The organism is Geodermatophilus sp. SYSU D01186, from assembly GCF_054050215.1.
Map to the genome: position 1 here is coordinate 16,876 of NZ_JBJGYW010000007.1, position 10,940 is coordinate 27,815.

Below are 10,940 nucleotides of genomic sequence, written 5' to 3' on the forward strand. Positions count from 1 at the left end.
AGCATCCTCAGAGCAACCCGTCGAGGGCCTCGGTGACCTCGTCGACGGTGATCTTCCCCAGCGCCGGGTCGAGCTCGGTGCCCCACGGGTCGCCGGTGCCGTCCCCGTGCCACAGGACGACGTGCTGTGCCCGCGGTGGTGGACCCCACAGTGCCGGGGAGACCGGTCCGAACAGCACCACCGACGGCCGGCGGTAGGCGGTCGCCAGGTGCGCCATCCCGGTGTCGCCGCTGACCACGACGCGGGCGCCGGCGACCACCGCGGCCAGCTCCAGCGTCGACGTCCGGCCGGCGAGCACCGCCTCCTCCCCCAGCCCGGCCGCCTCGGCCACCTGGCGGGCGAGGGGCACCTCGGGAGGGCCGCCGGTGATCCGGACGTCCAGCCCCGCCCGGGCCAGGTGACGGGCGACGGCGGCGAACCGGTCCGGCGGCCAGCGCCGGCCGGGGAACGCCGCACCCGGGTGCACCAGGGCGACGCCGTCGGGGGCCGCGGAGGCGACGTCGGGCACCGCCAGGTCCAGCGCGTCCGGATCGGCGGCCACGCCCAGCCCCTCGGCGACCAGCCGGCACCAGCGGCGCACCTCGTGCTCGTCGGGGTACCAGGTCGGGCCGGGGTAGCCGGGGCTGGCGAAGGTCACCAGCCGCTCCGGCTGCAGGCCGGCGACGACGACGTGCGACGCCGGGCCCTTGCCGTGCAGGTCGACGGCGAGCTCGGGGCGCGGCCCGGACCAGTCCAGCGGCTCCAGCTCGCGGGCGGGCAGGACCTCGTCGACGGCGTCGACCAGCCGGGCGAGGGGCGCGAGCGCGGTCGTCGTCGCCAGCACCAGCCGGTGCCCGGGCACGGCGGTGCGGACCGCCCGGATCGCCGGGACACCGGTGAGCAGGTCACCGAGCCCCAGCGGCCGCAGCACGACGGCGACCGGCGCGCCCTTCACACCCGGGATCGCTCGACCAGGGCGGTCGTCGAGTGGCCGTCCAGGTAGGGCAGCACCACGGCCTGACCGCCCCAGCGCCGCAGCACGGCGGCCTCGGGCAGGTCGGCACCCGCGTAGTCCCCACCCTTGGCCCAGACGTCCGGGCGGAGTCGGTCGAGCACCTCCGCCGGGGTGTCCTCCGCGAAGACCACCACGGCGTCGACGAACTCCAGCGCCTCCAGCACCCGCGCCCGGTCGGCGGCGGTGACCAGCGGCCGCGACGGGCCCTTCAGCCGGCGCACCGACTCGTCGGAGTTGATGCACACCACCAGGCAGTCGCCCAGCCCGCGGGCTGCGCGCAGCGTGGCGACGTGCCCCGCGTGCAGCAGGTCGAAGCACCCGCCGGTGGCCACCACCGTGCCGCCGGCGGCGCGCACCCCGGCCAGCAGGGCGTCGACGTCCGGGCCGCCTCCTGCGCCCGGCACCGGGCCGGTCCCCGGCCGCGGCCGGTCCCAGGACGACGCGCCGCCGCGGCCGACGAACGCCGAGGCCGCCGCCACCGCCGCGGCCACCGCCTCCCCGGTCACGGCCCCGTCGGCCAGCGCGAGCGCCGCCGCGGCGGCGAAGGAGTCACCGGCGCCGCACGGGTCCCCGCCGGTGACCGGCACCGCGGGCACCACCATCGGGGCGCCCTCGCCGTAGGAGAGCAGCGCGCCGCGGGCCCCGAGGGTCACCGCGACCGCGCCCACGCCCCAGTGCCGGATCAGCGCCTCGGCGCGGGCCCCCACCGCGGCCAGCCCGTCCCCGTCGGCGGCGCCCCCGGTCGCCGAGGCCACCCGGGCGGCCTCGGATCCGTTGGGGGTGACCAGCCGGGTCTGCGGGACCGGGTCGGCGCCGCGCGGGTGCGGGTCCCAGACGATCGGGCCCCCGGCCTGCGCCAGCGCGGCCCGGACGTCAGCCGCCGCCGTCGTCCCCCGGCCGTAGTCGGCGACCAGGACCGCCGCGGCGTCGCGGAGCACCGCGGCCGCCTCGTCGGGCAGGGCGCCGAGCGTGGCGACGGGGTCGCCGCTGTCCAGGCGCACCACCGAGTGGTCGCCGACGCGCACCCGCTGCTTGACCGCGGTGCCGCCGGAGGCCGGGATCGCCACCAGCCGCACCCGGCCGTCGAGCAGCGCCCGCAACCGGGCCGCGCCCTCGTCGTCGGCCATCGGGGCGACCAGCACGACCTCGCGGCCGGTCAGCCCCGCCGCGATCACCGCGGCCAGGGCCGCACCGCCGGGGCGCTCGCGGATCTCGACGTCCTCCACGACCGGCACGGGGGCGTCCGGGGTGAGCCGGGACGCCGTCCCGACCAGGTCGACGTCGAGCAGCGCGTCCCCGACGACGACGAGCGGCCCCGTCACTGGACCACGCCGATCCGGCTGACCGGCACCCGCGCGGGCTCGGCCAGCACCGCGGCGTCGAAGGCGGCGCACACCAGGTGCAGGGCGACCAGGTGGCACTCCTGCACGGTCGCCGTCCACGGGGAGTCGATGCAGACCGCGTCGTCGGCCGCCGCGGCCAGCGGGTTGGGCGCCGGGCCGGTCATCGCCAGCACCGTGAGGCCGCACTCCCGGGCGCGGCGGGCGGCGGCGACCGCGTTGGGCGACCGGCCGGACGTCGACAGCAGCACCAGCACGTCGCCGGCCCGCCCGTGCGCCTCCACCTGGCGGGCGAACAGCTCGTCGGCCGGGTAGTCGTTGGCGATCGCGGTCAGCGATGAGGTCTCCGCGGTGAGGCAGATCGCGGAGAACGGCGGCCGGTCGGCGCGGTAGCGGCCGACCAGCTCGGCGGTCAGGTGCTGGGCCTGCGCGGCGCTGCCGCCGTTGCCCGCGGCCAGCAACCGGCCGCGGGACTCCCCGCACAGGACGTCGGCGATCAGCCGGCCCCACCGGTCGAGGGCGTCCAGCTGCCCGCTCAGCGACCCCAGGGCGGCGGTGAGCGAGGCGACGTGGTCGGCACCGGTCAGGTGGGTGCAGGTGTCGGGGGAGACGACCTCGCGGGCGGCGGAACTCATCGGGCGACCTCCACGGGGCGGCGGCTGGCCAGGACCTGCCGGTAGACGTTCTCGGTGTCGGCGACCACGCGGGCCCAGCGGTAGCGGGAGCGGACCCGGCGGACGCCCGCCGCGCCGTAGGCGGCCCGGCGCGCGTCGTCGGCCAGCAGCGCGGCGAGCACCGCGCCGAGTCGCTCGGGGTCCCGCGGCGGGACGAGGTCGCCGGTGACCCCGTCGGCGACGGAGTCCTGCAGCCCGCCGACGGCGGTGGCGACCACCGGCCGCCCGCACGCCATGGCCTCCAGCGGCGTGATGCCGAACGGCTCGTACCAGGGCACGGCGAGCACGACGTCGGCCGAGCGCACCCACGCGGGGACGTCGGCCCGCGCCACCGCCCCGGCGAACACCAGCCGGTCGGCGACGCCGATGGACGCCGCGACCGCCCGCAGCCGCTGCACCTCGGGGTCGGCGTCCAGCCGGTCGGCGCGCGGTCCCCCGACGACGACGAGCTCGGCCCCGGGTACCGCGGCCAGCGCCCGGACGGCGTCCTCCTGGCCCTTGCGCTCGACCAGCCGGCCCAGGACCAGCAGCCGCTGCCGGCCGGGGGTGCGCGGAGCCACCGGGCCCCTCGGCGTGAAGACGGCGGTGTCCACGCCGCACGGCACGATCGAGGCCCGGTCGCTGTCCAGACCCAGGCGGCGCAGCTCGAAGACCTCGTCGGAGCAGGTGGCGACGACGTGGGTGACGGTCCGGCACAGCGACCGCTCCAGCTCGATCCGCTGGGGCGGGGAGGTGTCGGCCGCGCCCTGGTGGCGGCGCTTGACGGAGCCGAGGGCGTGGAAGGTCTGCACGACCGGGATGGAGCCGGCGGCCGCGACCGAGGCCAGGCCGCTCATCCAGAAGTGCGCGTGCACCAGGTCCGGCGGCGCGGCGGACCAGGAGCGCCGCAGCACCGAGGCGAACTCGGGCATGTGCCGCAGCAGGTCGTCCTTGGGCAGCACCAGCTCCGGGCCGGCGGTCACGTGCGCGACGGTGTAGCCGTCGACGGTGGGGACGCGGTCGGGCTGGTCGGGGTCCTCCCGGCGGGTGTGCACGGTGACGTCGTGCCCGCGCTGGGCGAGCCCGGCCGCCAGGGCCGCGACGTGCACGTTCTGCCCGCCGGCGTCCACGCCGCCGATCGCGGCCAGCGGACTGGCGTGCTCCGACACCAGGTCGACCTTCACCGGACCACCTCCTCGAGTAGCGCATCCCAGTCGGAGAGGAACCGGGGGAGCCCGTACCGCTCCAGCGCGGCGGCCCGTGCCGCCTTGCCGGCCAGCCGGGCGGCGTCCTCGTCGTGCAGGTAGGTGCGGACCGCATCCCAGAGACGCCCCGGGTCGGTCGAGAGCACGCCGGCCTCCCGGGGGACGGCCTCCACCGCCTCGGTGGTGGCCAGCCCGACGACCGGCATCCCCAGGTGCATCGCCTCCAGCAGCGACAGGCCCAGCGACGTCCACCGGACCGGGTGCACGTAGACCCGGCGGCGGGCCAGCTCCGCGTGCATCGCCGCCTGCGGCGGGTCGTCGTGCAGGGCGACCCGGTCGGGGTCCAGGCCGTACCGCTCGTGCAGGCCGGTCAGCCCCATGCCGAAGACGTCGACCGGCGCGACCGCGGCCAGCCCGGGCAGCAGGTCCGCGCCGACGGTGCGGCCGCGCCGGACCGGCTCGTTGGTGACGACGGCGGCGCGGGCCAGCTCCCCGGTCCAGCGCTCGCCGGGGTCGACGATCCCGTGCTCGATCACCGCCGTCGGGGCCCGGCCGTTGTCGTAGAAGAGCCGGTTGAAGTGGGTGACGTGCGCGATCGGGATGTCGGCGCGGTCGGCCAGCGGGTGCCGGGTGTGCGGGACCGGCCCGTCGTCGGGCTCCAGCCCCGGCGCGTTGTGCTCGAGGAACACCGCGGGCAGGTCGCGGCCGGGCTCTCGGCCCAGCCACTCGCGGACCAGGTCCAGGTCGCGCACCCGCTGGAGGACGACGACGTCGACGGCCTCCTCGCGCAGCTGCTCGGGGGTGACCTCGCGGGCCGACGCCGGCCAGTCCCAGGTGCGCGCCCGGCCCAGCCCGTCGGGCCCGCGACCAGGCGTCACGGGCAGCAGGTACTCGTGCGGCCCCTGGACGAACGCCGTCGTCCACGACCCGTGCACGTGCCAGACCAGGACCTTCACGAGGCGACCACCTTCTCGACGGCTGCGACGACGTCGGCGGCGCTCACCGACGACAGACAGGGGTGGCCGGGCACGGGGCACTCGCGGGCCCGGGTGTCGCGGCACGGGGCGGACTGGTCGCCGAGCAGCACCGTGGGCACGCCGTAGGGCGCCCAGCGCGCGGCGGGGACGACCGGGGAGAACAGCGAGACGACCGGCGTCCCGACCGCGGCGGCCAGGTGCGCCGGGCCGGTGTTGCCGACGACGACGGCGGCCGCGCCGTCGAGCAGCGCGGCCATCTGCGCGAGGCTGGTGCCGCCGCCGAGGTCGACGCCGAGGGTGCCGGCGACGAAGGCGGTGAGCTCCCGCTCCCCCGGGCCGCCGGTGACCAGCACCCGGTGGCCGGCCGCGGCCAGCGCCTCGACCGCCTCGGCGCAGCGCTGGGCCGGCCAGGCCCGGGCCGGCACCGAGGCGCCCGGGTGCAGCACGACATACCCCGGTTCGTGCGCGGCCGGGGGCAGGGGCCGGCGCACCTCCAGCCGGCCGTCGTCACCCGGCGGCAGCTCGAACCCGGCGGCGCGGGCGAGGGACAGGGCCCGCTCCGGCTCCGGCAGGTCGTCGTCCACCCGGTGGCGGACGTCGAGGAGCGAGCCGGGGTAGTCGACGCTGATCGCGGAGATCCGCGGGACGCCCGCCGTGCGGAGCACCAGCGCCAGGGGCAGGGGCGACTGGTGGAAGGACGTGGAGACGACCGCCTCGTCGGGCGCGAGCGCCCGGACCCGCTCGGTGAGCGCGGCGAGGTCGGCGGCGTCGGCCGGCGGCGGGTCGCCGAGGATCCAGGGGCAGGACCAGGTCCAGACCTCGTCGACCCCGGGGAGCAGGCCGGCGGCCTCGGCGCCGGCGGGCCCGGCGAGGAGGACGACGCGGTCGGCGCCGGCGGCCACCGCACGCACCATCGGCCCCTGCACCAGCACGTCGCCGGCGGAGTCCAGCCGCGCGACGAGCACGGTGCGCGTCACGCCTGCGCCTCGCGCGTGCCCGCCCGCCGGGCCGCCCGGGGGAGGCTCACCACTCCCCCGCCAGGACGAGGTCGACCGCCTCGGTCAGGGTGCCGGCGCGGCGCGGGGCGGCGGCGACCTCGGACTTCCGGGTGACGGGGGTGGGCACCATGATCGCCGACGCGCCGGCGGCGGCCGCGGCGTCGACGTCCGCGGCGATGTCGCCGATGACCACGCACCGCTCGGGGACGACGCCCAGCTCGGCGCAGGCCGCCTTCACCATGCCCGGCGCCGGCTTGCGGCAGCTGCAGCCGTCGTCGGGGCCGTGCGGGCAGACCTGGATGGTCTCGAACGGCCCGAGCAGCTCCGCGAGCCGGGCCATGCAGGAGTCCACCTGCTCGCGGGTGATCAGGCCGCGGGCCACGCCGGACTGGTTGCTGACCACGCCGATCCGCACCCCGCGGGCGCGCAGCGCGTCGACGGCCGCGCGCGCCCCGGGCACGGGGGTCACCAGCGCCGGGTCGCCGTTGTACGGGTAGTCGCGGACCAGCGTGCCGTCGCGGTCGAAGAGCACCAGGTCGGGCAGCCCCCGCCAGGGCCGCACCCGGCGGTGCCGCACGATCCCGCGGAGGAAGTGCCAGGTGGCCAGCGGGGGGATCGCCGCGCTGGTGGCGAGCATCGTGCCCACCTCGGCGCGGTCGCGCGGGCCCGGGGCGATGCGGGCCCAGGCGAACTCGGCGGTGCCGGCCGCCCAGGCCAGTGCCGCGGCGGCCGCGGCCCGCGGCCGGCGCGCGGCGGCCAGCCCGACGGCGGCCACGCCGAGCGCGGTGACCGCGAGGTGCTGCGGACGGCGGCCCAGCGGGGCGTCGGCGCGGTCGCGCCAGTCCGGCCCGTGCAGCCGCCGCATGAGGACGTCGTCGGCGTTGCCCGCCTGGACGCGCAGGCTCACCCACCGGTCGACCGGGCGCACCGGGTGGGTGATCCAGCGGGTGCCGCGGGTGAGCCGGGCGCCGGTGTCCATGACGCGGAGCGCCAGGTCGGAGTCCTCGCGGAAGGCGCGGGGGAAGCGCTCGTCGAAGCCCCCGACCCCGGCGAGGGCGGAGCGGCGGTAGGCGAGGTCGGCGGTGATCCAGGAACTGGTGGCCAGGCCCGCGGTGCCGCGCTCCCAGTCGGTGGGCCGGCGGTCGCCGGGCAGCGGCACCCGGACCCGCCCCTGGCTGCCCGCGACGTCAGGCGCGAGGTCCGCCAGGTCTGCGGCGAGCCGCTGGTACCAGTCCGGATCGGGGACGACGTCGTCGTCGAGGAAGGCGATCCACTCGGTGCGGGCGGTGCGCCAGCCGAGGTTGCGCGCCCGGGCCGGGCCGCCGCCGCCGGTGCGGACCACGCGGACCGGCGGCAGCCCCGGCCGGTCCGGCCGCAGGGGGGCTCCGGTGGGGCGGTCGTCGACCAGGACCAGCTCCGCGGGGCGGGCGCCGGGGGCGGCCGCCAGGGCGTCGAGCAGCGCGTCCAGCGACGGCCGGCCGACGGTCGGCACGACCACGGAGCACTGCTCGATCCCCACCTGCATGATCGCGTCCTGCCCGGGTACCCGTGCCGGGAAACACTACGAGCTCGAAGTGTTTTCCGCGCACGCTGCATCCGCAGCCGCCGGAACGGTGTCCGTGCAGCTCAGCGGCGGATACGGGCCGCCGCGGACACCCGCGCGAGGGCGTCGGTGACCACCGCGGCGTCGTCCCCCAGGAGGGTGAGCAGGTGCGCGACGAGGTCGTCGTGCGTGGGGGCGGCCTCGGCCACGCGGGCCCGCCCCGCCGGGGTCAGCCGGGCGTGCATCAGCCGCCGGTCGTCCGCCGCCCGCTCGCGGACGACGAGGCCCTCGTCCACCAGCCGGCTGACGGTGCTGGTCACCCCGGCCCGGGACAGCCCCAGCGCCTCGGCCAGCTCCCCCATGGTGGCCCGCTCGCCCGGCGCCTCGGCGATCCGGCGCAGCGCCTCGAGGCCGGTGAGGGAGATGCCGTGCTGGCGGTGCAGGACGGAGTCGACGCGGTGGGTGATGCGGTCGTGCACCTGCACGATGCGCAGCCAGGTCTCCGCCGGCAGCGGCCCGGCACCGGGCACCCGGGCGACGTCGGCGGGAGGGAGGGCCTGCGTGACGGCGTCCTCGGGGCGGGGCACCGTCCCATCGTCGCCGACGACGCGCTCAGGCGCTCCCGGGAGACGTGGGGTCGGCCGCCCGCCGGGCCCGCCGGGTGGTGACGGCGGCGAGGCCGGCACCCGCCCCGAGCAGGGCGATCCCGGCGACGACGACCGGCAGCGCGACCCCGCCGTCCGGCCGCGGGAGGGGGGTCGGCGCGGCGGCGACCCGGAGCCCGACCGTGGCGGTGGACGAGGAGTCGGCACCGACCAGCTCGAGCACGGCGGCCCCGGTGGCGGTGGCCGCGGGGATGCGCACGTCGGCGTCCAGGGCGCCGTCGGCACCCGCCGTCACCGCGGTGAGCACGTCGCCGTCGGCCACGCGGACGGCGACCTGCTCCCCGGGGGCGAAGCCCTGCCCGTGGACGGTGACCTCCTCGCCCGCGACGACCTCGCGCGCCGAGGCGGTGACCGCCGGCAGCACGTCGAGGGCGTCCGCGGGGCCGGGGTCCGCGGGGCCGGGCTCGTCCGGGGCGGCCCCCCCGGGCCCCGGCGCCGTGCCGGCGTCGGGCAGCTCGGTCCCCGGCAGTGCCGGCGACCCGGCGTCGACGGCGGGGGCCGGCACGGTCGCGGCGGCGGTCGGCGGGGCGATGGCCGCGCAGTCCTCGGCGGCGGGACGGGTAAAGCTGTACCCCTCGAGGTCGTCGACGTAGTGCGTGCCGGACCCGTCGAGCGCGGCGTACTCCAGCCCCGGGTCGATCGTCTCGCCCCAGTCGACATCGCCGGTGCCGAGCACGACCACCTGGCCGGGCTGCACCTCGGCGACGTCCTCCCCCGCGGGCGCGCGGGTGGTCGTCAGGGTGACGGTGTAGGCGACGGCGCCCCCGGTGACCTCCAGGACGACGCCGCCGGGCCGGCAGCTGGGGCCGTGGGTGACCCGCGCGTCGGGGCGGGTGGGGTCGTCGACGGCGAGCGCGGGCGCGGCGCCGGCGACACCGGCACAGGCGAGGAGTGCGAACAGGCCCGCGATGGTCGCGGTCCTGGTGAGGACCGGCACGTGTACTTCCCCCTGGATCGTGCTGACCCGCGTCATCCGCGATGCGCCGGTGCGGCTCCCATGATGACGGGCGGAACGCCCGGTTGACGGGGCGTCATCGACCGGTCCCGCGTGTCGTTGCGGCGTGTCGACACATTTCCTCGGCGACACCGCTCCGGGGCCTGTGACGGCGCCCTCACTACGGTGGCCCGGTGGACTCAGCAGCGGGTACCGGTCGCCGCCGGCAGGACGAGGTCTACCGCGCCGGCGTGTACGGCCGGCGGCCCCGGGTCCCCACCGCGGCCCGCGCGCTGCAGCGCCGCGCCCGCGAGCGCCTGGGTGCCCGCGGGTACGCGTACGTGGCCGGCGGCGCCGGGGACGAGGCCACCCAGCGGGCCAACCGCGCCGCGTTCGACCGGTGGGCCGTCGTCCCCCGGGTGCTGCGCGACGTGAGCGTCCGGGACACCTCGGTGGAGCTGTTCGGACGGCGGCTGCCCGCGCCCCTGCTGCTCGGCCCGGTCGGCGCGCTGGAGCTGGTGCACCCCGACGCCGACCTCGCGGTGGCACGGGCGGCGGCGGCGCTCGGCGTGCCGATGGTCTTCTCCAACCAGGCGTCGGTGGCCATGGAGGAGTGCGCCGCGGCGATGGGCTCCTCGCCCCGGTGGTTCCAGCTCTACTGGTCGACGTCCGACGAGCTGGTGGAGAGCCTGGTGGGCCGCGCGGAGGCCAGCGGGTGCGAGGCGCTCGTGGTCACCCTCGACACCACGATGCTGGGCTGGCGCCCGCGCGACCTCGACCTCGGGCACCTGCCGTTCGCCCTCGGCAAGGGGATCGCGCAGTACACCTCCGACCCGGTGTTCCGGCGGCTGGTGGAGGAGCGGGCCGCCGCCGCGCCGGCCCCCGTCGAGGCCGGGTCCGCCGCCCGCCGCGACCGGCAGCCGCGGCCGACGCTGTCGGCGGTGCGCGCACTGGTCGGGATGGCACGCGCGTGGCCGGGGCCGCTGCGGGAGAACCTGCGCTCGCCGCTGCCGCGGGCCGCCGTCGAGACGTTCCTGGCGATCTACTCCCGGCCCTCCATCACCTGGGCCGACCTGGCCTGGCTCCGCGGCCGCACCCGGCTGCCGATCCTGCTCAAGGGCGTCCTGCACCCGGACGACGCGCGGCGGGCACTCGACGAGGGCGTGGACGGCCTCGTGGTCAGCACGCACGGCGGGCGCCAGGTCGACCGGTCGATCGCCGCGCTCGACGCCCTGCCGGACGTGGTGGCGGCCGTCGCCGACCGGGCGCCGGTGCTGCTCGACAGCGGGGTGCGCAGCGGCGCAGACGTCCTGACCGCGGTGGCGCTGGGCGCCCGCGCGGTCCTGCTCGGCCGGCCGTTCGCCTACGGCCTGGGGCTGGCCGGTGAGGACGGCGTGCGGCAGGTGGTCGCCGACGTCCTCGGGGAGTTCGACCTCACGCTGGCACTGACCGGGCACACCGCGGTCTCCCAGCTGGGCCCCGAGGTGCTGCGCCGGGTCGGCTGACGCGCGGACGGGGCGACACGCCGGGCTCCACTTGACCCGTTCGTGTGAACGGAGTCACATAGGGGACGGGCGGGGGCAGCCGGCAACGAGTGGCCACCCACTGCTGGGTGGACCGACCAACGCGGC

Annotated in this window: 10 protein-coding genes; 1 reads left to right on the forward strand and 9 read right to left on the reverse strand. The window is 78.3% G+C overall.

All coding sequences use genetic code 11. The features are described 5' to 3' along the window. Window positions 1-7 precede the first annotated feature (7 nt). The 9 genes from ACI784_RS07185 to ACI784_RS07225 form a co-directional block, all read right to left on the reverse strand. Window positions 8-934 carry a glycosyltransferase family 9 protein gene (locus ACI784_RS07185; RefSeq protein WP_457012952.1) on the reverse strand — a complete coding sequence of 309 codons (927 nt, stop codon included), beginning with the start codon at window positions 932-934 and terminating at the stop codon, window positions 8-10. After that, entirely contained in the window at window positions 931-2,316 is a 1,386-nt protein-coding gene (rfaE2, locus tag ACI784_RS07190; protein WP_457012953.1) for a D-glycero-beta-D-manno-heptose 1-phosphate adenylyltransferase, read from the reverse strand. Before rfaE2 ends, ACI784_RS07185 begins: the two co-directional genes overlap by 4 nt. Next, window positions 2,313-2,969, reverse strand: coding sequence for a D-sedoheptulose-7-phosphate isomerase (locus tag ACI784_RS07195; RefSeq protein ID WP_456921320.1), 657 nt, complete (start codon window positions 2,967-2,969; stop codon window positions 2,313-2,315). Before ACI784_RS07195 ends, rfaE2 begins: the two co-directional genes overlap by 4 nt. After that, window positions 2,966-4,171 carry a glycosyltransferase gene (locus ACI784_RS07200; protein WP_457012954.1) on the reverse strand — a complete coding sequence of 402 codons (1,206 nt, stop codon included), beginning with the start codon at window positions 4,169-4,171 and terminating at the stop codon, window positions 2,966-2,968. The genes ACI784_RS07195 and ACI784_RS07200 overlap by 4 nt, the downstream gene beginning before the upstream one ends. Then, on the reverse strand, window positions 4,168-5,148 hold the full coding sequence (locus ACI784_RS07205) for a glycosyltransferase (RefSeq protein WP_456921318.1): 981 nt from the start codon (window positions 5,146-5,148) through the stop codon (window positions 4,168-4,170). Before ACI784_RS07205 ends, ACI784_RS07200 begins: the two co-directional genes overlap by 4 nt. Further along, window positions 5,145-6,146 carry a glycosyltransferase family 9 protein gene (locus tag ACI784_RS07210; protein WP_456921317.1) on the reverse strand — a complete coding sequence of 334 codons (1,002 nt, stop codon included), beginning with the start codon at window positions 6,144-6,146 and terminating at the stop codon, window positions 5,145-5,147. The genes ACI784_RS07205 and ACI784_RS07210 overlap by 4 nt, the downstream gene beginning before the upstream one ends. Before the next feature lie 46 nt (window positions 6,147-6,192). Beyond that, a complete protein-coding gene (locus tag ACI784_RS07215) occupies window positions 6,193-7,692 on the reverse strand; it encodes an HAD-IIIA family hydrolase (RefSeq protein ID WP_457012955.1) in 1,500 nt (499 codons plus the stop codon). A gap of 101 nt (window positions 7,693-7,793) precedes the next feature. After that, on the reverse strand, window positions 7,794-8,297 hold the full coding sequence (locus tag ACI784_RS07220) for a MarR family winged helix-turn-helix transcriptional regulator (RefSeq protein WP_457012956.1): 504 nt from the start codon (window positions 8,295-8,297) through the stop codon (window positions 7,794-7,796). Between the two features lie 25 nt (window positions 8,298-8,322). Next, entirely contained in the window at window positions 8,323-9,348 is a 1,026-nt protein-coding gene (locus ACI784_RS07225; RefSeq protein WP_457012957.1) for a hypothetical protein, read from the reverse strand. A gap of 155 nt (window positions 9,349-9,503) precedes the next feature. Here ACI784_RS07225 and ACI784_RS07230 point away from each other — a divergent pair, with 155 nt between their 5' ends. After that, window positions 9,504-10,814 (forward strand): alpha-hydroxy-acid oxidizing protein, encoded by a 1,311-nt coding sequence (locus ACI784_RS07230; protein ID WP_457012958.1) that lies wholly within the window; start codon window positions 9,504-9,506, stop codon window positions 10,812-10,814. The last annotated feature ends 126 nt before the right edge of the window (window positions 10,815-10,940 follow it).

Bases quoted from the DNA above. Each gene is read 5' to 3' on its own strand.
- ACI784_RS07195 (WP_456921320.1), bottom strand. From the start codon at position 2,969: ATGAGTTCCGCCGCCCGCGAGGTCGTCTCCCCCGACACCTGCACCCAC.
- ACI784_RS07215 (WP_457012955.1), bottom strand. From the start codon at position 7,692: ATGCAGGTGGGGATCGAGCAGTGCTCCGTGGTCGTGCCGACCGTCGGC.
- ACI784_RS07225 (WP_457012957.1), bottom strand. From the start codon at position 9,348: ATGACGCGGGTCAGCACGATCCAGGGGGAAGTACACGTGCCGGTCCTC.